21 protein-coding genes and 2 tRNA genes are annotated in these 18,678 nt (G+C 66.2%); 3 read left to right on the top strand and 20 right to left on the bottom strand.

The features are described from left to right. Positions 1-26 precede the first annotated feature (26 nt). Genes ABT392_RS09910 through ABT392_RS09920 form a run of 3 tightly spaced genes read right to left on the bottom strand, consistent with a single transcriptional unit; the run spans position 27 to position 2,313 of the window. A complete protein-coding gene (locus ABT392_RS09910) occupies positions 27-641 on the bottom strand; it encodes a DUF6691 family protein (RefSeq protein ID WP_395385863.1) in 615 nt (204 codons plus the stop codon). Beyond that, positions 642-1,181 (bottom strand): YeeE/YedE thiosulfate transporter family protein, encoded by a 540-nt coding sequence (locus tag ABT392_RS09915; protein ID WP_395385862.1) that lies wholly within the window; start codon positions 1,179-1,181, stop codon positions 642-644. Positions 1,182-1,185: 4 nt separating this feature from the next. Continuing rightward, a complete protein-coding gene (locus ABT392_RS09920) occupies positions 1,186-2,313 on the bottom strand; it encodes a YeeE/YedE family protein (RefSeq protein ID WP_395385861.1) in 1,128 nt (375 codons plus the stop codon). Positions 2,314-2,415: 102 nt separating this feature from the next. On the opposite strand from ABT392_RS09920, the gene ABT392_RS09925 reads away from it, so the two are divergent. Next, complete coding sequence (locus tag ABT392_RS09925; protein ID WP_334275707.1) at positions 2,416-2,859, top strand: DsrE family protein; 444 nt, start codon at positions 2,416-2,418, stop codon at positions 2,857-2,859. 39 nt (positions 2,860-2,898) lie between these two features. On the opposite strand, the gene ABT392_RS09930 is transcribed toward ABT392_RS09925, so the two are convergent. From ABT392_RS09930 to ABT392_RS10005, 16 genes are all read right to left on the bottom strand, one after another. Beyond that, entirely contained in the window at positions 2,899-3,477 is a 579-nt protein-coding gene (locus tag ABT392_RS09930; RefSeq protein ID WP_334275708.1) for a DUF302 domain-containing protein, read from the bottom strand. A 28-nt stretch (positions 3,478-3,505) separates the two neighbouring features. Then, complete coding sequence (locus tag ABT392_RS09935; RefSeq protein ID WP_395385860.1) at positions 3,506-4,819, bottom strand: OmpP1/FadL family transporter; 1,314 nt, start codon at positions 4,817-4,819, stop codon at positions 3,506-3,508. A gap of 102 nt (positions 4,820-4,921) precedes the next feature. Next, positions 4,922-6,655, bottom strand: coding sequence for a thiosulfohydrolase SoxB (gene soxB, locus ABT392_RS09940; protein ID WP_395385859.1), 1,734 nt, complete (start codon positions 6,653-6,655; stop codon positions 4,922-4,924). Positions 6,656-6,724: 69 nt separating this feature from the next. Continuing rightward, on the bottom strand, positions 6,725-7,366 hold the full coding sequence (gene soxX, locus ABT392_RS09945) for a sulfur oxidation c-type cytochrome SoxX (protein WP_334275711.1): 642 nt from the start codon (positions 7,364-7,366) through the stop codon (positions 6,725-6,727). A gap of 12 nt (positions 7,367-7,378) precedes the next feature. Beyond that, a complete protein-coding gene (gene soxA / locus ABT392_RS09950; RefSeq protein WP_334275712.1) occupies positions 7,379-8,179 on the bottom strand; it encodes a sulfur oxidation c-type cytochrome SoxA in 801 nt (266 codons plus the stop codon). Positions 8,180-8,289: 110 nt separating this feature from the next. Further along, complete coding sequence (soxZ, locus tag ABT392_RS09955; RefSeq protein WP_334275713.1) at positions 8,290-8,601, bottom strand: thiosulfate oxidation carrier complex protein SoxZ; 312 nt, start codon at positions 8,599-8,601, stop codon at positions 8,290-8,292. Positions 8,602-8,654: 53 nt separating this feature from the next. Next, positions 8,655-9,125, bottom strand: a complete 471-nt coding sequence (soxY, locus tag ABT392_RS09960; RefSeq protein ID WP_395385858.1) for a thiosulfate oxidation carrier protein SoxY — start codon at positions 9,123-9,125, stop codon at positions 8,655-8,657. Positions 9,126-9,204: 79 nt separating this feature from the next. Continuing rightward, complete coding sequence (locus ABT392_RS09965) at positions 9,205-10,290, bottom strand: c-type cytochrome (RefSeq protein ID WP_464970964.1); 1,086 nt, start codon at positions 10,288-10,290, stop codon at positions 9,205-9,207. After that, complete coding sequence (gene soxC / locus ABT392_RS09970; protein WP_395385856.1) at positions 10,274-11,653, bottom strand: sulfite dehydrogenase; 1,380 nt, start codon at positions 11,651-11,653, stop codon at positions 10,274-10,276. The genes ABT392_RS09965 and soxC overlap by 17 nt, the downstream gene beginning before the upstream one ends. Further along, complete coding sequence (locus ABT392_RS09975) at positions 11,650-12,015, bottom strand: ArsR/SmtB family transcription factor (protein ID WP_395385855.1); 366 nt, start codon at positions 12,013-12,015, stop codon at positions 11,650-11,652. The genes soxC and ABT392_RS09975 overlap by 4 nt, the downstream gene beginning before the upstream one ends. Before the next feature lie 137 nt (positions 12,016-12,152). Then, a tRNA-Val gene (locus ABT392_RS09980) sits at positions 12,153-12,227 on the bottom strand. 74 nt (positions 12,228-12,301) lie between these two features. After that, a tRNA-Val gene (locus ABT392_RS09985) sits at positions 12,302-12,376 on the bottom strand. A gap of 73 nt (positions 12,377-12,449) precedes the next feature. Further along, positions 12,450-13,163 (bottom strand): DNA polymerase III subunit epsilon, encoded by a 714-nt coding sequence (dnaQ, locus tag ABT392_RS09990; protein ID WP_334275718.1) that lies wholly within the window; start codon positions 13,161-13,163, stop codon positions 12,450-12,452. Positions 13,164-13,166: 3 nt separating this feature from the next. Beyond that, positions 13,167-13,976, bottom strand: a complete 810-nt coding sequence (gene lgt / locus ABT392_RS09995) for a prolipoprotein diacylglyceryl transferase (protein WP_334275719.1) — start codon at positions 13,974-13,976, stop codon at positions 13,167-13,169. 99 nt (positions 13,977-14,075) lie between these two features. Then, a complete protein-coding gene (locus ABT392_RS10000) occupies positions 14,076-15,077 on the bottom strand; it encodes a tetratricopeptide repeat protein (RefSeq protein ID WP_395385854.1) in 1,002 nt (333 codons plus the stop codon). Between the two features lie 70 nt (positions 15,078-15,147). After that, positions 15,148-16,077, bottom strand: a complete 930-nt coding sequence (locus tag ABT392_RS10005) for a LysR family transcriptional regulator (protein ID WP_395385853.1) — start codon at positions 16,075-16,077, stop codon at positions 15,148-15,150. A gap of 101 nt (positions 16,078-16,178) precedes the next feature. On the opposite strand from ABT392_RS10005, the gene ilvD reads away from it, so the two are divergent. Continuing rightward, positions 16,179-17,858, top strand: a complete 1,680-nt coding sequence (ilvD, locus tag ABT392_RS10010; protein ID WP_395385852.1) for a dihydroxy-acid dehydratase — start codon at positions 16,179-16,181, stop codon at positions 17,856-17,858. A gap of 30 nt (positions 17,859-17,888) precedes the next feature. Here the strand turns inward: ilvD and ABT392_RS10015 are convergent, their stop codons facing one another. Next, positions 17,889-18,134, bottom strand: a complete 246-nt coding sequence (locus ABT392_RS10015; RefSeq protein ID WP_334275723.1) for a TIGR04438 family Trp-rich protein — start codon at positions 18,132-18,134, stop codon at positions 17,889-17,891. Between the two features lie 118 nt (positions 18,135-18,252). Between ABT392_RS10015 and ABT392_RS10020 the strand changes: the two genes are divergently transcribed. Next, positions 18,253-18,576: a c-type cytochrome gene (locus ABT392_RS10020; protein WP_395385851.1), complete on the top strand. Its 324-nt coding sequence runs from the start codon at positions 18,253-18,255 to the stop codon at positions 18,574-18,576. Positions 18,577-18,678 lie beyond the last annotated feature (102 nt).

Genomic DNA, 18,678 nt, shown 5'->3' on the forward strand with positions numbered 1-18,678 from the left:
CCTGGATGGACAAAGGTAGGAATGGATCAGCGCTCGGCGCCAGCGCCCCGCACCGCCTCCGCCGCGCTGACCGGCCCGCGACTGCGGCGCTCCATGCGGCCGCCGAGCCAGTAGACGAGGACCAGGGCCGCGGCCATTGCACCCACGGCAACGGCGTCGGGCACGCCGAAGGCATCGAGCAGGGTGTCGCCGCTCTCAAGCTCGCCGGCCGTGGTCCAGGCGTCCAGCGCCGAGCCCCAGGCGCCTGCGAACAGACCGGTACCGACCAGCAGCCCCACCAGGAAGACCAGTGCATCCAGCCGGCCGGACATCAGGCCGACCACCGAGGTGCCCGGACAGTAGCCGCCGATAGCGAAGCCGGCGCCGACCAGAGCGCCGCCGATGGCAGCGGCACCAAGGTAGGCGGTGGGCACGAACACGGCGTCCGCAGGCAGCCAGCCGAGCCCGCGCAGCAGCGCCAGCCCGGCTGCGGCGACCACGATGGCCGTGAACATGACCTTGAGCACCGACCAGTCGGTGAAGCGGAACTGGGCCGTCAGCTTGCAGGGGCTGCCGAAGCCGGCACGCTCAAGCACGAAGCCGAACAGGCCGCCGCAGACCAGGGCCGACCACAGGCCGGCATCATTCAGAGGCAGCTGCATTCAGATCCCCTTGACCAGGCGGCTGGCCAGGATGCCGACCGCGAAGAACACACCCAGGAACACGAAGGCCGAAAGGCCCAGCGTGGCCGCGCCCGACAAGCCCAGGCCGCTGGTGCAACCGGCCGCCACGCGCGCGCCGAAGCCCGCCATCAGACCTCCGCCGAAAGCTGCTGCCAGGCGCCGGCCCGAGCCCACGCTGCGCTGGCCGTCGAGCTGCACGCGCAGTCGTCCGGCCTGCCAGGCACTCGCCAGCGCGCCCAGAGCCACGCCCAGCACCTGCCAGCTGATCCAGCCGGGCAGCGGGTTGACACCGCCTTCGACCATGGGGCCCAGGTAGCCATTGGCTTGCGTGGCCACCGGCGCCACGGTCTGGCCGATGGCTGCAGTGAGCCGCGTCGTGGCACCGGTAGCCCCGAGGCCATGACCGGTCCAGACAAAGGTCAGCAGCAACACAGCGCCCAGCGCCAGGCCGGCCAGCCAGGCCGGCCAGAACGGGCGTGGCGGACGGGTGCAGAAGTCGGAAGTTTCTATGTCATTCATGTCTTCAACGCGTGAAGGAGCGAGACAACTGAGGCACCGGCTGGTCCAGCGGCACGGCCGGCGCAGCCGATGCCTTCTCGGTGCGCCAGTCCAGCACGTGGTCGGTGGCAGCTGCGGCGGCCCACATGGCAGCGAGCGCGACCCAGGAGGTGATCGTGAATACGGCCGCGCCCGACAGCCCGGCCCCGACCGCGCAGCCGCCGGCCAGCATGCCGCCAAAGCCCATCAGCAGTGCACCGAACAGGTAGCGGCGCATGCTCGCACCGCCCGAGAAGCCTTCCAGCTTGAGCTCGCGGAACAGCGCCGCCGCACAGAACGAGCCGAGGAACACGCCGGGGACCAGACCCAGGTCGAAGCTGGGCGGCTTGTCGTGCGCGAACAGCACGCGGGTCAGCACCTCGGCCGAGGGGCCGGTAAAGCTGAGTGCCTGGATCGGTGCCAGATCCGCTTCCAGACCCAGTTGGGCCACATGCGCGGTGTACCACCAGGCCGCCGCAATGCTCAGCCCTACCATGACAGCTCCGAGCCCGCCCCAGGTGGGGACGCGCTGATGCCAACCCCAGCGGATCGCCGCCAGCAGCCAGATTCCGCCGAACAGCAGCGCCCCGCCACGCCCCATGCCCGTGAGCATGACGAGGTCGCGCGCCGCGCCGCCTTCGACCGTCCACAGCGCCGACAGCGCCTCGCGCGCCGGGGCCAGCACGCCAGTCCAGGCGGCCTGCGCCGCCACCGCGAACACGAGGCCCGACAAGAGCGAGCGCAGATTGCCCTGGGCCGCCAGCACCAGCAGGCGGCTGGAGCAGCCGCGGGCCAGGATCATGCCGATGCCGAACAATGCGCCGCCAATCGCCGCGCCGGACAGGCTGCCGCGCGAGGCCAGCTGGCGCGCGCTGCTGACATCGGCCCAGCCCAATGCCACCAGGCCCTGCGTGACCAGCAGCGCCGACGCGAACGCAAACAGCCAGACGGTCAGCTTGCCGCCGCGCAGGCCACGCGAGAATTCGATGGTGGCCGAGCGCAGGCAGAAGCGCGAGCGCTGGGCGAAGAAGCCGAAGACAAAGCCGATGGCCACGCCGCCAAAGGCCAGCGCCCGGGCCTGACCCACCGATTCAATCCAGCCGTCGATGAACATATGGCTCCGCGTTTGCCCCGTGGTGAGGGACGTCAAAGTCGCGCTTAATCCTAATATGCGCAGCTTCTAATGTAATGCCGCGCAAACCCCAAGGAGTGATCCATGTCAACACGCAGACACAGCCTGCTGGCGGCCCTGGCCCTGGGCCTCGGCAGCCTGCTGACCAGCACCGCCAGCCTGGCCGCCGATGGACCGGTGAAGATCGTCTATCACATGAGCGAGGGCCTCGCGCAAGCCGCCCGGGGCCTGGGCAACATCCGCAACCATCTGGCCGCCGACCCAACGGCCAGGATCGTGGTCGTGGCGCATGGCGCCGGCATCGATTTTCTGATCGACGGCGCAGAAGCGGCGCCCGGCAAGCCCTTCGCCGGCAACATCAGCGAGCTGGCCAACCGCGGTGTGGAGTTCCGCGTCTGCAACAACACGCTGGTGGCCCGCAACATACCGGCCGACAAGCTGGTGATGGAGTCCAAGATCGTGCCGTCGGGCGTGGCCGAAATCGGTCGGCTGCAGGCGCGCGAAGGCTTCGTCTACCTGAAGCCCTGATGGATCGATGGGTCGGCGCAAGGCCGACCCCAAGGTCTCTCAGAACTCCCCGCGCGAGCCCTTCTCCATCATCTGCCAGATCGCCTCGCGCACCTTCAGCGCATCGGACTTCAGGTCAGGTGGCAGCTTGCGGCCCATGCGGATCATCATGTCCATGTTCAGCGTGTACATCCACAGGCCATCCGCCTGCTCGACCACACTGATGCGGCACGGCAGGTAGGCCGCCATGTGCGGCGAGAAGTCCACCATCTTGCGCGCCGTCTGCGGGTTGCAGTAGCTGTAGACCTTGAGCAGTTTCTGCGGCTTGCCGCTGCGGGCCTCCAGTTCCTTGGACAGAGGCAGCTCGCCGACCGGACGGATGTTGTGTTCGGTGGCCACGCTGGCCAGCGCCTGTTCGACCTGATCCAGGGTCACACCCGGCTTGACCTTGCGTTCCCAGGTCGTGGCCACGGCGATGTCGCCGCCGCTGTCCACCCAGCGATCCCACATCTTGCCGGCTTCGGCGCCGGCACCGTCCTCGAGCTTGCCCAGGGTCGAGAGAGTCCCGCAGCCACCCAGCATGCCTGCCACGCCCAGCAGCAGGGCCACGCGCAACAGCCGTCCTTTGATTCCGTTCATGATTGTTTCCTTATATTGTGAATAAAAATCAGAAACCGATGCTGATCATCAGCTGCCCATTCAGCTGCGCATGGCTGATGCCGACACCGCTGCCGCTGACCACGCGGGCCGCGGGAGACTTGCTCAGCGCGGCGCTGACCTCAGAGCTTTCGCCGAACTTGAGCGACAAGCCCGCCGTGTAGTCCTTCTCGACCGTGGCCGGGAACAGCGGGTTCACGAAGAGGTCGGGGATCGGGTTGGACGCATGGTTGTAGCCGGCACGCAGCGTCAGCGCGGGTGTGGCTGACCAGGCCAGGCCAATCGCGGTGACCGTCTGGTCCTTCCATTGCTGCGGCAGGCCGAAGCTGACCGAGCCGCCCATGCCGGCGCTGTCGTAGCGCATGCGCAGCATGTCCATCACGCCCTTCCATGCGATGCGCTTCACGTCGGCGGCCACCATCAGGCTGGGCGTGGCCTGCCAGGCCACGCCGAGGGCTGTCTGCGCGGGCATCTGGAAGTCGAGCACGCGCAGGCTGCCCGAGTCGGCGAAGCCGCCCATGGCGCTCATCGAGGCGCCGCCGGGGCTGGTCTTCATGTCCGACAGGTGGGTGCGGCTGTGCCAGGCGCCGCCAACGGACAGCTCGTCGCTGAGCTTGTAGTGGAAGCCCAGCTTGGCGGCCCAGCCGCGCGACCAGGCCTCGCCCGAATACTCGGTGCCGTCGCCGAAGTCGATGCGGGCCCAGGGTGCGCCGCCCAAAGCCGGCAAGGCCTGGGCCAGGTTGCCGGTGGCCCCGGTCACCATCTGGCCCAGCTGGGCACCGCTGGCCGCCATGCGCAGGTCCAGCGTCGACCAGACCAGGTCGACCGAGCCGCCCAGCGTCAGCTGCTGCGATGCCTTGTAGGCCAGGGGCAGGATGGCCCGGCCGACACCGAGTTCCGAACGGACAGGTTTGCCCGAGCCCATGGCCATGAAGCTGTCGGCACCAAACTCGGTGCCCATGCCGCCCTGCGCGAACACGCCGACGCCGTAGACCCAATCGCCGCTGCGCCGCGCATAGCCGAAGGCAGGCATCGTGTAAGAGGTGCCGCCCGACTTGCTGGCCATGGGACCGGCACTAAGCTGCACGTCGGGGCCCAGATGGCCGATGGCCAGGTCGAGGCGCGCGGACGTCGCCATCAGCCTCAGCGTCGCCGGGTTGTTGGCCGATGCGGCCACACCGTTGTTCAGGGCCATCGAGACACCACCCATGCCGGCGGCAATAGGGCCGTAGCCTTCGAGCTGCATGCCGTTGGTGGCCTGCGCGGCCATCGGAATCGTGAGGGCGAGCACCGCCGCCGCCACGCTGTTCAAGCGTTTCGTCATCTTGTCTCCTGCTTTGTTTGTCGGTGGCCGGCGCACCGCGCGCCGCACCGCTTGCTGCGCCCTACCCGCTTGTCATGCCCGCCTGCCTCATGAGCAGCGGATTCATACCACCAGGCCCGGGTTGCCCTGAACGCCGATCAGTCTCGGCGTGTTGATGCTGCGTGCCTTCACGTGGCCTTGCGACTTGAGCCATTGCTCGACCACGTCCCACACCATGCGCGTGCCGGGCATGGTGCGCGCCTCTTCGGCCACTGGCGCCCAACCTGCCACCTTGTAGTTCTTGCCGGCCTCGATCGGCTTGCCATGCAGGCGCATGTCCTGGATGCGCGATCCCATGGCCGCACCTGGCTCGCAGGCATAGCTCAGGCCGCCGACACGCACCATGTCACCGCCTTGCTGGTAATACGGATCGGGATTGAACAGGTTGTCGCATACGTCTTCCAGCACCGTCTTGATCATGGCGCCGCTCATCTCGGTGACCGTGGCGTAGGAGTAGGTGGTGGCCAGCTGGTCCATCAGCAGCTCGCGCGTGATCGCCTCGCCCGACAACAGGCTGGTGCCCCAGCGGAAGCCCGGTGAGAAAGCGATGTCGGCGCCCTGCACCTCCATCAGCGCGTCGACGATCAGCTGGTCCCAGCTGCCGTTGAAATTGCCACGCCGGTACAGCAGGCCGTCGGTCACGGCCAGCTTCTCATTGAGCTTCGCCTCGTAGGGCTTGCGGACCTTCTCGATCAGCGCCTGCATCTCGGGGTCGGCCTTGAGCATGTTGGCGAAGACCGGCAGCAGCTTGTAGCGGAAGTCGCTGACCTTGCCGTCCTTGACCTCGAAGTCCAGCACGCCGAGGAACTTGCCGTTGCTGCCGGCATTGGTCACCAGGGTCGTGCCGCCGGCATTCTTCACCTGCACCGGCACAGGCACGCCGTCGTGCGTGTGGCCGCCCAGGATGGCGTCGATGCCGCGCACCCGCGAGGCCATCTTCAGGTCCACGTCCATGCCGTTGTGCGAGATCACGACGACGACCTGGGCACCCTTGCCGCGCGCCTCGTCGACCATGGCCTGCATGTTCTCGTCCTGGATGCCGAAGGCCCAGTCGGCCACCATGTAGCGCGGGTTGGCGATCGGGGTGTAGGGGAAGGCCTGGCCGATGATGGCGCAGGGCACGCCGTTGATCTCGCGGATCACATAGGGCTTGAACACCGGGTCGCCAAAGTCATTGGTCTTGACGTTCTGCGCCACGAAATCGAGCTTGCCCTTGAAGTCGCCGTCGATGATCTCCTTGACCCGCTCCATGCCGTAGGTGAACTCCCAATGGCCGGTCATCACGTCCACACCGAGCAGCTTGCAGGCGTCGACCATGTCCTGCGCATTGGTCCACAGCGAGGTGGCCGAGCCCTGCCAGGTGTCACCGCCGTCCAGCAGCAGCGCGCCGGGGCGGCTGGCCTTCATGCGCTTGACCAGGGTGGCAAGGTGGGCGAAGCCGCCGACCTTGCCGTAGCGGCGCGAGGCCTTCTCGAAGTCGAGGTAGGTATAGGCATGCGACAAGGGCGTACCCGGCCGCACGCCCGCGGCCTTGAGCAGTTGCTCGCCGACCAGGTGCGGCGTGCGGCCCAGCATGGAGCCCAGGCCCAGGTTCACATTGGGCTCGCGGAAGCGGATCGGCAGCAGCTGCGCATGGCAGTCGGTCATGTGCAGGAAGGAGACCTTGCCGAAGCGCGGCAGTTCGTACAGGCCCCGCTCGGCGGTGGCCGCGTCGGCGTCGGCGTGCTGGGCCAGGCCCATGCCGGCCACCGAGGCAGCCGACAGCACCTGGAGGAATTCGCGCTTGCTGAGGTTCATGATAAGTAAACGCTTATGTATTGGGTCCAAAAAAGCCCGCCGGTCGCGAGACGGGCGGGCTCGGTTGCGCTACTGGTTGACCGGCGAGCGCGGATCGAGCAGCAGGGCCATCACGTGGCGCAGTTGCTGCTCGTTCAACAGCCCCGCGTGCCCGAAGCGGGGCATGTTGGAGCAGGCGTTGTAGGCCTTGGAGTTCCACAGCTTGGCCCAGGTGTACTGGACGATGGCCGCGGAGGCCGGGTCGGCCACATCCTTGACGCCGCGGATCTTGCCGTAGTTGTAGAGGCTCGGGCCGATGGTGCCGAACGACACCTCTGCCTTGCTGACCTGGTGGCAGTTGTAGCAGCTGCCGCCGTTGGCCTCGGGGGCCGCGGACTTGTCGGTCCAGGTCATGCCGCGGCCGTTCTGGGCGAGTTTTTCGCCCTCCTTCCAGTCGCCGAGGTACTGTCCCCCGGCAGGCCACTTGACCGTTGCGAGTGCCTCGGTTTCGATCTGCTTGGCTACTGGCTCGGCCGGCGCCTGGTCAGACGAGCATGCCTTCTGGCCCAGGTCCTGGTCCAGGCGCTTGGCTGTCGCGATGCCCTCGTCGCGGAACGAGGCCTTGAGCATCGCGAGCGCCTGGGCGTCAAGTTCGGCAGGGCTCGGCAGCGTGGCGCAACCGACCGCGGCCATCGCTACACCCAGGCCGATCAGCAGAATTTTCTTGTTCATGATCAGTCTCCCTCAGCGCTTGATCGCGGGCGCGATGGATTCGGCGCCCTTGGCGTTGACACCCATGTAGACCCCCAACGCAATCGTCACATCGGAGGCATAGCCTGGGTACGGGAAGCGCTGCTGGCGGAAGCAGTCGTTGAGCCGTCGCTGCATGCTCCAAAGTTCACCGCTGGACACGCGGTACGCTGGCCAGGCGGCAAAGCCGACGCCGTCGCCGGGGTTCTTGGTCAGGTTGGGCAGGTCCTGCAGGCGGATGCGCTTGCCGTCCTCACCGTGGCAGGACGCACAGGAGAAGTCCATCGGACCACCACGGAAGAAGAAGGCCCGCTTGCCGAGTTCGTACATGCGCCGCTCCTCGGCATGCCCCTGAGGCAGGTTCATGCGGGTTCCGCGCGATTCGGCCGAGATCCAGGCCGCCAGGGCCTCCATATTGGCCTGCTCGCCCTTGCCGAACGGCGTCTTGGCGATGGCGGCCGCATCCAGGCCCTGCAAGCTGCTCATGCAGGTCAGCAGACGCGACTCCAGGTCCTGCACCTTGCCGGTGTCGGCAAAGAAACGCGGCAACTCTACGAATGCACCCTTCACGACGCCTGGCCCCTTGCCCAGGTCGCAGGACTGGAGCGAGGCGTTCTTGGGACCGCGCTTGCGTTTCCAGAGGTCCTCGCCCTTGGCTTCGAACAGCTCGGCCGGATTGCCATCCGCCAGCAGGGCCCGGTACTCGGCAATGCCGTCGGCCGCCGTCTTCTGCGCTGCACCCGGCAGCGGCATCAGCATCGGCGCGCACAGCAGGAGCGCGGTGAGTCGCTTCATCGATTTGTCTCCTTGACTGCAGGGTGCGGACTTCGGGTACGGTCACGTCATGCCACTGCAGTTCCAACTCTAGTGCCCCGCCGCCTGATGGGCAGCGGGGATGACCCTCATCAAGAGACGGCGGCCTCGTCGGTGCGCTTGTCACCCTTGTTGTCGGTCCAGGAGATGCTGATCTTGTCGCCGGCCTTGGCGCCCTTGACGGCGAATTCCAGGAACGGGTTCTTGGACACCGAGGGGCCCCATTCGGCGGTCATCACGACCTTGCCGTTGAGCGAGGCGCTGACCTCGTTGATATACCAGGCCGGGATCAGCTTGCCAGCGCTGTCCTTGCGTTGGCCGCTTTCCATCTCGTGAGCCATCAGGACGCGAACGGTGGCCTTGTCGCCACTGGCCTGGGCACGGATGCGCATCGGATCTGCCATGGGAATCTCCTAAAAATCTGTATCGGAATGAATGACGTCAGGCAGTGCGGGCATCAGCCGCCACAACCGCCCAGCGTGACCTTGACTTCCTTCTGTGCGAACAGGACCTTGTTGTCGCCGGTGACGACAACGGCAATCACGTTCGACGACTGGCCCATCTTGACGCGCGCCTTGAATGCCGGCTCGATTTCGGGCGAGACATTGAACAGCGCAGCGAGCACGGACGGGTTCTTCTCGACCAGCAGCATCACCTGCTTGACGCCGGCCACCGTGGTAGCGGCGCCGAGGGGCACCACGGCACCGTTCTCGGCAATATCAGGCGCGGTGATAGTGACATCCTTGCTCTCGGTCGGGGCCCCGAGGCCCAGGGCCTTGGTCAGGTCGGCCAGGGTCTTGGCGTCGAAAGCGCCTTTGCCTGCAGCCGGGCCCGAAGCCAGGGCGTGCGACCCGAACAGGCCGGTGGCCAGCATCAGCGATGCGACCTTGGCGCTGGTGGCCAGCACTTGTCGGCGGTTTGCGATCATCTCTGTCTCCTTGATCGGTACATGCTAATAAAAGGATGGCGGCCGCCCATCGGTGCCATCCCCTAAGGAACCTCAGGTCTCAGCGGGCCGCGCCCGCCTTGAGCCATTGCGCAATCGTCGCAGCTTCCGCGTCGCTCAGTGTCTGCGGGGGCATGGGGATGCCGCCCCAGACGCCTGAGCCACCAGCACGGATCTTGCCAGCCAGATAGGTGTCGGCATCGGCGCGGCCAGCATACTTCTTCGCCACATCCTTGAACGACGGCCCCACCAGTTTGCTGTCGATGCCATGGCAGGCGGTGCAACTGTATTTGTTCAGCAGCGCCATCGGCGCCCCGGCCTTGGCCGGCGCCGGTGCTGCAGGCGCGGCGACAGCCACAGACCGCGGCGTCGGCGTGCCACCGGCTCGCGTGGTATCAACACCGTGCTGCGCGCCCACCGCCCGGTTCTGCTCGGCCAGGTTGCCGTGCGCATTGCGTGCATGGTCGGGCAGCGCCAACGCCACCTGGGCCTCGGAGGGGCAATCCTTCATGCAGGTCTGGGCCTGCACGTCGGGCTTGAACTTGCCCGTGGTCAGGCTCTTGCCCGGCCAAAGCGAATGCTCCAGCGACATGCCGTTGCGGTTGGGCATGCGGGCCTGCACCTGGGCAATATTGCGGTCACTCAGCACATAGTCGTCAGGCACCACACCACCGAGGTTCAGCAGGAAGGCCGTCACGGCGTAGACCTCGTCGGTCGACAGCGACTTGGGCGCCGTCCAGGGCATCGCTCGGTTGATGTAGTCCCACAGGGTCGAGACCGTGGCGACCTTCATCAGCGTCGTGCGGCCCGGAAAGCCGCGGTCGTTCAGGCGCGCCGCATGGCCGGTCTTGATGTCGTCGGCCGTGGTGCCGCCCACCAGCGGCGAGAACACCTCGCCGCTCTCGCCGAAGATGCCATGGCAATGCGCGCACTTGCCCTCCCAGACATCCTGGCCCTTGGCCACGCTGCCCGAACCCCTGGGCAGGCCCTTGAAGTCCGGACGCACGTCGATGTCCCAGGCCGCGATCTCCTTCGGCGTAGCGGCACGGCCGATGCCGGGCATCTGCTGGGGCGCCTGTGCGAAGCTGGCGCCGGCCAGGCCCAGGCCCAGCAGGCCCGCGATGAGCAATTTACGAGAGCTGGACATTCTTCACCTCGCCGTCTTCCTGAACCAGCCAGGTCTGGATCGCGTTGTTGTGATAGATCGAGCGCGTGCCGCGAACTTCGCGCAGCTGGCGGTAGTTCGGCTGCACATAGCCGGTTTCGTCCATGGCGCGGCTCTGGATCAGGGCGGGCTTGCCGTCCCAGACCCAGTCGATGTTGAAGCGGGTCAGGCACTTGCTCATGACAGGCCCCTCGAGGCGCGCGGTACGCCAGTTGCGTCCTCCGTCCACCGAAACGTCGACACGCTTGACCTTGCCTCGCCCCGACCAAGCCAGGCCGGAGATGTTGTAGAACCCCTTGTCGAGCAGCACCTGGCCACCTGAAGGCGTGGTGACCACGCTCTTGCATTCCTGGGTGCTGCTGTACTGGCGATGCTGGCCGCTCGGCATCAGGTCGATGTAGTGCACCGCTTCGTCCTTGGCGGCATAGGGCTTGTCGCCCACCTCGATGCGCCGCAGGTACTTCACCCAGCTGACGCCCTGCACGCCCGGCACCACGAGTCGGAGCGGGTAGCCCTGCTCGGGGCGCAGCATCTCGCCATTCTGGCCGTAGGCGACGAACACTTCGCCGCTCTCGACCAGCTCCATCGGGATGGTGCGCGTCATCGAGGAGCCGTCAGCTCCTTCGGCGAGCACGTAGCGCGCCTTCTTGTAGTCCACCCCAGCCAGGTCGAGCAGCACCCGCAACGGCACACCGGTGAACTCACTGCAACTGAGCATGCCGTGCGAGTACTGCACGGTCGGCACGGCCACATTGCCCCATTCCATGCCGGTGTTGGCACCGCACTCGATGAAGTGGAAGCGCGACACCGAGGGCAGGCGCATCAACTCGTCCATGGTGAAGACCATGGACTTCTTCAGCAGGGCCGGCTCGGAGCCATTGATCATCAGGCGGTGCTTGCTCGGGTCGATGTCCCACCAGCCCTGGTGATGGCGCTCGAAATGCAGGCCGCTCGGAGTCACGATGCCGAACAGCGACTGCAGCGGTGCGAAAGACACCGAGGCTTGGGCCGTCTGCGTGAGGCCCGGGCTCTGGCGCCGCTGCACGTTGGCCTCGTACTTGGAGGGCTTGCCGTAGCCGTCGGTCACGACCGGCTGACCCAGACCCTTGCTGTGCTCGGGCAGTTGGAGAATGTTGGGGTCACCCTCGCCCACCGGGCCTTGCGCCAGCGCCAACGGCGCCGCCGCAGCCGCGCCCGCGGCGGCAAAGGCGCTGCGGATGAATCCGCGCCGCCCGGCCTTGGCCTCGGCAAAGACCTGACGGATACCGTCCCGGTCGAGGAAGTTTTCCGGCGCCTTGATCAGCCGCCCCGGCGTCGCCGCGCCGGATTTGTCGTCTGTGCTCACTGACTGTCTCCTTCCATGCCGAGGGCCGCCAGACCGCGAGTCGCCCTCAAACCATCACCACAAGGGCCAATGCCCCCTGTCAACGCGCCGCAGAGCAGGTCCATCTTGCCCGGCACCAACGAATAGAACGAACGGGCGCCGTCACGTCGCCTGCCCAGCACACCCGCCCGGTACAGGGCCCCGAGGTGGTGACTGAGGTTCGGCTGGCTGCCCCCGACCCGTCCCAGCAGGTCACCGACGTTGAGCTCGCTGTGGCAGAGCTCGTACACGATGCGCACCCGGCAGGGGTTGGACAGCAAGCCGAACAGGTCCGCCGCCGCCAGGAAGACGGCTTCACTCGGAATGGCCTGCTTGTTCGTCATGCAAATATCACTATGCCCGAATATTTGCTTTTAGTGAAGTTCCTGACGACTAGGGTTTACTCGCGCAAACTGGGAAAAGGGAAATGCGCAATGAAAAACGCCCCGGCGGTCGAGACCGTCGGGGCGTTTCAAAGGCTTGGTGGGCGGTGCAGGGTTCGAACCTGCGACCCCTGCCGTGTGAAGGCAGTGCTCTACCGCTGAGCTAACCGCCCGGTATTGGGTACCGGGACCGTGCGACAAAATTCAGAACTGGTGAGGCCGATACGATTGCCGGCCTCTTGAATTCTGGTGGGCGGTGCAGGGTTCGAACCTGCGACCCCTGCCGTGTGAAGGCAGTGCTCTACCGCTGAGCTAACCGCCCGGTCTTGTCGCTAGCGGCAACCAACTTGCGTCGGCTACCAACCGGGAAGCCCGCGATTATGCCATGGAAATTTTCAAGTACCAGCGGCCTGCCAGATTCTTTTGCCGCCCGAGGCCTTGTCGAGGTCGGCGAGCACCGCTTCATGCGCCGCCAACTCGTCTGCCGAGGCTTGCAGCACCGGCAGCTGGAAGCGGCTGAAATCGATGGCGACGCTGCCGACTTCCTTGCTGGCCGAACCAACCTCGCCCGATTCGTCCATCAGCAGCGCATCCTGGCCGCGGGTCAGGCGGATGTAGACATCGGCCAGCAGCTCCGCGTCCAGCAAGGCGCCGTGCAGCTCGCGCTTGCTGTTGTCCACTTCCAGGCGGCGACACAGCGCGTCGAGCGAGTTGGCCTTGCCCGGGTACATGTCGCGCGCCATCAAGAGCGTGTCGCGCACGCCGCCCACGATGTCGGTGATCGGCGGCTTCTTCAACCGCTTCAGCTCCGCATTGATGAAGCCGATGTCGAAGGGCGCGTTGTGGATCACCAGCTCGGCGCCGGCCAGGAAGGCCAGCAGCTGCTCGGCGATCTCGGCGAACTTGGGCTTGTCCGACAAGAACTCTTCGGTCAGGCCGTGGACCTTCAAGGCCTCTTCATGGCTGGCCCGCTCGGGGTTGATGTAGAGGTGAAGGTTGTTGCCGGTGAGCTGGCGATTGACCATCTCCACGCAACCGACTTCGATGACGCGGTCACCACCCTCGGCATAGAGGCCGGTGGTTTCGGTGTCGAAAAAGATCTGGCGCATGGCTCAATCCACCTTCTTGCGTGAGGCCCAGAGCCAGATCGCGATGCCGGCCAGAACCATGGGCAACGACAACCACTGGCCCTGGCTCAGGTTCAGGGCGCGGTAGCCGAGGAAGGAATCGGGCTCGCGGAAGAATTCGGTGACCAGGCGCACCAGGCCGTAGCCGATCAGGAACAGCCCGGACACCTGGCCGGTGCGCCGCGGCGCGCGGGCATAGAACCACAGGAGCAGGAACAGCAGCACACCCTCGCCGATGAACTGGTAGAGCTGCGAAGGGTGACGTGGCACCGGCACCGCCTCATGCGCTTGCGGGAACACCATGGCCCAGGGCAGGTCCGCACTCGCCGGACGACCCCAGAGTTCGCCGTTGATGAAATTGCCGATGCGGCCGGCTCCCAGACCCGTGGGCACGCAGGGCGCGATCAGGTCGGTCACCTCGAAGAATTTCCTGCCGCGCAGGCGGGCAAACAGGGCCATGGCCAGGATCACGCCCAGCAGGCCGCCGTGGAACGACATGCCGCCCTCCCAGACCTTGAGCGCGTCCAGCGGATGCACCAGATAGAAGTCCGGCTTGTAGAACAGCACATAGCCCAGGCGGCCGCCCAGCACAACGCCCAGCACGCCGAAGAACAGCAGGTCATCCACATCGCGGCGCGACCAGCCGGCTGCGGCGTTCCAGGGCTTGGCCACCTGGCGGTTGGCCAGCCAGAGAAACAGGCCGAAGGCAGCCAGATAGGTCAGGCCATACCAGTGGATGGCCAAGGGCCCCAGCTGCAGGGCGATCGGGTTGAACTGCGGATGAACCAGCGGCATGGGGAATCAGGGTCGGGTCAAGGCGCGCATCATAGCCAGCGCGCCCCGACGGCTGCGCCCCGGCCGTCAAGACCCGACCATGCCGGCCCGACCAACGCGTCAGCCCAGCTCGGCCAGGCGCTTGCGGGCGTCTTCGAGGTTGCGCAGGTTGGCGCCCTTGTCTCCCACATAGCGCTGCAGCGCGGCCTTGGCCTGCGCCTTGTCGCCCTTGGCCAGCCATGCCAAGCCCAGGCGGTAGTCGATCGGATAGCCCGCGCTGCCTTCCAGGCTGCGGGCGCGCTCCAGCAGCGCCACCGCCTCGTCGGGCTTGTTCAACTCGGTCAGCACCCGGGCCAGTCCGTAGCTGCCGGCTGCGTGCTCCGGAAAGTCGCGCTGCACGCGCTCGAACACGCCCTTGGCCGCATCGTGCTGCTTGGCCGCCATCTGCGAAGCGCCCAGCTGGCTCCAGGACTTGCGCAGGGTTGCGCGCAGTTCCTTGTTCTCGCCCGGCTTGACCGCAGCCAGCTCGCGCTCGGCCACGGCCCATTGCTTCTCGGCAGACGCCATCTTGGCGCGCAGCAGCTTGCCATGCTCGGCATTGATCTTTTCAGACTCGGCGATCAGCGCCTGCGCCTTGTCCGCACCGCCGCCGACGATGCCCGGCGCCATCACGTAGTACTGCAAGAGCGATTCGCGCGCCTCATAGAGCTGCGGATCGAGCTCCACGGCCCGCCTCAGGTTGTCGCGCGACTTGCCGGCAAGCGAAGGCATGCGAAAGACGCTGGCATTCATCGCCTGCATGCCCGAAAGCGAGCCCAGCACATAGTGGCACAGCGCCGTCGGCGACTGCTTGCCGGTGCAATGCTCCAGGCGGGAGGCGGCGGCGTCGATCTTCTTTTCCTCGCCCGAGCCCATGGCAATGATGCCCAGAGCGGCCGCCGCCTCGGCATCATCGGCCTTGGCAGACAGCCGTGCCTGCGCCACCCGCTCCAGCTCGATGGTCTTGCCCGAGTCGACCAGTGCCTGCAATTGCGCGTCCTTGAACTGCGCATGGGCAGTCCCCATGGCCAGGCCCAGCAGCGCTGCCAGCGCGGTGATCCGATGCGTTTTTTTGGTGGTCAATTGTTTCTCCTCCAGAGATGATTTCCTGCCGTCTCTCAACGGCCCTCGCCCATTGCCGTTACCCGGGAATTCACCGAGCCCCTCGACTGACTTTGGACACTTGTCGGTGCTGCTTCAACTGCGCTTTTGCATGCGCAACGAAGCGCTGCACCGCCGGCGCCGCATCGGGCCGCCAGATCAAGCTGGTCTCGCACACCGGTGCCGCGTCGCGGACGCGTTTGTACACGACGCCGCTGCGCTGCAGCTCCATCAGCCCTTCCGGGACCCAGGCCACGCCGATGTCGGCCGACACCAGGTTGACGATGGTCTGCATCTGGATCGCCTCCTGCACGATGCGCGGCGTGGCGCCATGGTCGCGGTAGAAAGCGAGCACCGCGTCAAACAGAGACGGCGCGATTTCGCGCGGGAAGATCACGAGCGGCAGGGCCAGCACCTCCTTGGCCGAGAGGCGGGCTCGGCCGGCCAGGGCCTCCTCGGCGCTCATCGCCAGCACCAGCGGCTCGCGCGCCACGGTCAGCGCCTCGAAGCCTGCTGGCAGAGCGCCTGGCGCGTGGATGATGAAGCCGGCATCGAGGTCGCCGGAAGCGAACTCCCGCAGTTGCACGTCCAGCGTGGCCTCGCGCAGGCTCAATTCGATGTCAGGATGCTGTTCGCGAAAGGCGCGCAGCCACCGCGGCAGGTCGCCGTAGCCCACCGTCGAGACAAACCCCAGGCGCACCCGGCCACGCTGGCCCTGCGCCGCAGCCTGCACCAGCGGCGCGAGCGCCTGCGCCTCGGCGAGCAGGCGCTGGGCTGGCTGCAGGAGCGCAGCGCCCGCCGGCGTCAGCTGCACGGAACGGCTGCTGCGCTCGAACAGCGTGGCGCCAAGCTCCGCCTCCAACTTGCGGATCGCCATCGTCAGCGGCGGCTGCGTCATGTGCAGCCGGGTGGCGGCACGGCCGAAATGCAGCTCCTCCGCCACGGCGATGAACTGGCGCAGGCTTCGCAGCTCGATGCTCATTGATTCTCCAAACGTATCAATCAAGTCGAAAGAATATATTTGATCAGCAAACTCCACCGCTTCATACTGCGCCGATCCCAGCCAGCCATCCAGCCTGCACCATGAGCTTCAACCGCCGTTCCAAGAACATCACCGAAGGCGTTGCCCGCGCCCCGAACCGCTCCATGTACTACGGCATGGGCTATGAGGAAGGCGACTTCGGCAAGCCGATGATCGGCATCGCCAATGGCCACTCCACGATCACGCCCTGCAACTCCGGCCTGCAAAAGCTCGCAGATGCGGCCGTCATCGGCCTGAAGGCCGCCGGCGCCAATGCCCAGCTGTTCGGCACGCCGACCATTTCCGACGGCATGGCCATGGGCACGGAGGGCATGAAGTACAGCCTGGTGTCGCGCGAGGTGATTTCAGATTGCGTGGAAACCTGCGTCGGCGGCCAGTGGCTGGACGGCGTGATGGTGATCGGCGGCTGCGACAAGAACATGCCCGGCGGCATGATGGGCATGCTGCGCGCCAACGTGCCGGCCATCTACATCTATGGCGGCACGATCAAGCCCGGCCACTACAAGGGCCAGGACCTTAACATCGTCAGCGTGTTCGAGGCCGTGGGCCAGTTCTCGGCCGGCAAGATGAGCGAAGAGGACTTCTGCCAGATCGAGAAGCGCGCCATTCCCGGCAGCGGTTCCTGCGGCGGCATGTATACGGCCAACACCATGAGCTCGGCCTTCGAGGCCCTGGGCATGAGCCTGCCCTACTCCTCCTCGATGTCCAACGTCGAGAACGAGGTGGTCGATAACACCAAGCGGGCGGCCGAGGTCCTGGTCGCGGCGGTCAAGGCCGACCTGAAGCCACGCGACATCGTCACCAAGAAGGCCATCGAGAACGCCGTGGCGGTCATCATGGCCACCGGCGGCTCTACCAACGCCGTGCTGCATTTCCTGGCCATTGCGCACGCGGCCGAAGTCGACTGGACCATCGACGACTTCGAGCGCATGCGCAAGAAGATTCCGGTGCTGTGCGACCTGAAGCCCAGCGGCAAGTACCTGGCCGTGGACCTGCACAAGGCCGGCGGCGTGCCGGCAGTGATGAAGGAACTGCTCAAGCACGGCCTCTTGCATGGCGACTGCATCACCATCACCGGCAAGACCGTGGCCGAGAACCTGGCCAGCGTGCCCGACCTGAGCGCCGAGCAGGACGTGATCCGTGCCGTCGAGAAGGCCATCTATGCGCAGGGCCATCTGGCCATCCTGCGCGGCAATCTCTCACCGGAAGGCTGCGTGGCCAAGATCACCGGCCTGAAGAGTCCGGTGATGACCGGCCCGGCCCGCGTGTTCGAAGACGAGCAATCGGCCCTGGCCGCCATCATGGCCAAGCAGATCAAAGCCGGCGACATCATGGTGCTGCGCTATCTCGGCCCCAAGGGTGGACCGGGCATGCCCGAGATGCTGGCGCCCACCGGCGCACTGATAGGCCAGGGCCTGGGCGAGAGCGTGGGCCTGATCACCGACGGCCGCTTCTCGGGCGGCACCTGGGGCATGGTGGTCGGCCATGTCGCGCCCGAAGCTTATGAGGGCGGCACCATTGCCCTGGTGCAGGAAGGCGACTCGATCACCATCGATGCGCATCAATTGCTGCTGCAGCTGAATGTCAGCGACGAGGAGATTGCCAAACGGCGCAGCGCCTGGGTCAAGCCGGCGCCGCGTTACACGCGCGGCGTCTTGGCCAAGTTCGCCAAGAATGCTTCCAGCGCCAGTTCTGGCGCGGTGCTGGACCGTTTCGAGTAAGTCAGCAAGCAAGAGGGCAAGGCGCCCTGGCTACCGGCGCCGCGAGTTGTCATCGCGGCCCAGTGCCGCCATCTGCTTCTGGCGGCGGGCTTCCTTGCGCTGGTCCAGCCTGTCCATGGCCAGCCGCGTGGTGCGGCCGCTGCTGTCGGACCAGGCCCACCAGACAACTGCCATGCCAAAGGGCGACAAGACCCAGAGCCAGCTCAGGTTTTCGACCGGCCCGAAGCCGATCAGCTTGAGCGCGAGGCCCAGCACACCGATGATGATAAAAAACATGGCTTCCGTCCTGTGTTGCCATGCTCGGCAAGGGGGCCGGGCATGCATACAATCATCCGCAGAAACTGCGCTGGCCTGACTGTAGTCCAGAACGATCTCCCTCCTTCGAAAGGAAATCATGAAGTCCCTGCCCACCCTGATTGCCCTGAGCGCCGCCCTGCTGGCCGCTCCTGCCGCCTTCGCCAATGCCGAACTGGCGCAGAAGAAGAATTGCATGAGCTGCCACCAGGTCGACAAGAAGGTGGTCGGCCCTGCCTACAAGGAAGTGGCCGCCAAGTACAAGGGGCAGAAAGATGCTGTGACCTACCTGGCCGAGCGCATCGTCAAGGGCAGCGTGCCCGGCAAGATCGTCTTCGGCGGCCCCATGGGCATGCCTCCGAACGCACAAGTCACCGAGGCCGAAGCCAAGCAGTTGGCCACCTGGGTGCTGTCGATCAAGTGATCGCGAGGCCTTGAGCCTCAAATTGAAACAGGCCCTGCGGGGCCTGTTTTTGATCGTGGTACGCGAGCGGGATTTTGGTGTTCACCCACATCGCAAGCGATA

It is taken from the genome of Paucibacter sp. JuS9, from assembly GCF_044043925.2.
In the GTDB taxonomy this organism is placed as follows: domain Bacteria; phylum Pseudomonadota; class Gammaproteobacteria; order Burkholderiales; family Burkholderiaceae_C; genus JAUASW01.

Bases quoted from the DNA above. Each gene is read 5' to 3' on its own strand.
- soxZ (WP_334275713.1), bottom strand. From the start codon at position 8,601: ATGGCAGATCCGATGCGCATCCGTGCCCAGGCCAGTGGCGACAAGGCC.
- ABT392_RS09920 (WP_395385861.1), bottom strand. From the start codon at position 2,313: ATGTTCATCGACGGCTGGATTGAATCGGTGGGTCAGGCCCGGGCGCTG.
- ABT392_RS10005 (WP_395385853.1), bottom strand. From the start codon at position 16,077: ATGAGCATCGAGCTGCGAAGCCTGCGCCAGTTCATCGCCGTGGCGGAG.
- ABT392_RS10020 (WP_395385851.1), top strand. From the start codon at position 18,253: ATGAAGTCCCTGCCCACCCTGATTGCCCTGAGCGCCGCCCTGCTGGCC.
- ABT392_RS09910 (WP_395385863.1), bottom strand. From the start codon at position 641: ATGCAGCTGCCTCTGAATGATGCCGGCCTGTGGTCGGCCCTGGTCTGC.
- ilvD (WP_395385852.1), top strand. From the start codon at position 16,179: ATGAGCTTCAACCGCCGTTCCAAGAACATCACCGAAGGCGTTGCCCGC.
- ABT392_RS09975 (WP_395385855.1), bottom strand. From the start codon at position 12,015: ATGACGAACAAGCAGGCCATTCCGAGTGAAGCCGTCTTCCTGGCGGCG.
- ABT392_RS10015 (WP_334275723.1), bottom strand. From the start codon at position 18,134: ATGTTTTTTATCATCATCGGTGTGCTGGGCCTCGCGCTCAAGCTGATC.
- ABT392_RS09915 (WP_395385862.1), bottom strand. From the start codon at position 1,181: ATGAATGACATAGAAACTTCCGACTTCTGCACCCGTCCGCCACGCCCG.
- ABT392_RS09965 (WP_464970964.1), bottom strand. From the start codon at position 10,290: ATGTCCAGCTCTCGTAAATTGCTCATCGCGGGCCTGCTGGGCCTGGGC.
- dnaQ (WP_334275718.1), bottom strand. From the start codon at position 13,163: ATGCGCCAGATCTTTTTCGACACCGAAACCACCGGCCTCTATGCCGAG.
- soxY (WP_395385858.1), bottom strand. From the start codon at position 9,125: ATGATCGCAAACCGCCGACAAGTGCTGGCCACCAGCGCCAAGGTCGCA.
- soxB (WP_395385859.1), bottom strand. From the start codon at position 6,655: ATGAACCTCAGCAAGCGCGAATTCCTCCAGGTGCTGTCGGCTGCCTCG.
- ABT392_RS09935 (WP_395385860.1), bottom strand. From the start codon at position 4,819: ATGACGAAACGCTTGAACAGCGTGGCGGCGGCGGTGCTCGCCCTCACG.
- soxX (WP_334275711.1), bottom strand. From the start codon at position 7,366: ATGAACAAGAAAATTCTGCTGATCGGCCTGGGTGTAGCGATGGCCGCG.
- lgt (WP_334275719.1), bottom strand. From the start codon at position 13,976: ATGCCGCTGGTTCATCCGCAGTTCAACCCGATCGCCCTGCAGCTGGGG.
- ABT392_RS09930 (WP_334275708.1), bottom strand. From the start codon at position 3,477: ATGAACGGAATCAAAGGACGGCTGTTGCGCGTGGCCCTGCTGCTGGGC.
- soxA (WP_334275712.1), bottom strand. From the start codon at position 8,179: ATGAAGCGACTCACCGCGCTCCTGCTGTGCGCGCCGATGCTGATGCCG.
- ABT392_RS09925 (WP_334275707.1), top strand. From the start codon at position 2,416: ATGTCAACACGCAGACACAGCCTGCTGGCGGCCCTGGCCCTGGGCCTC.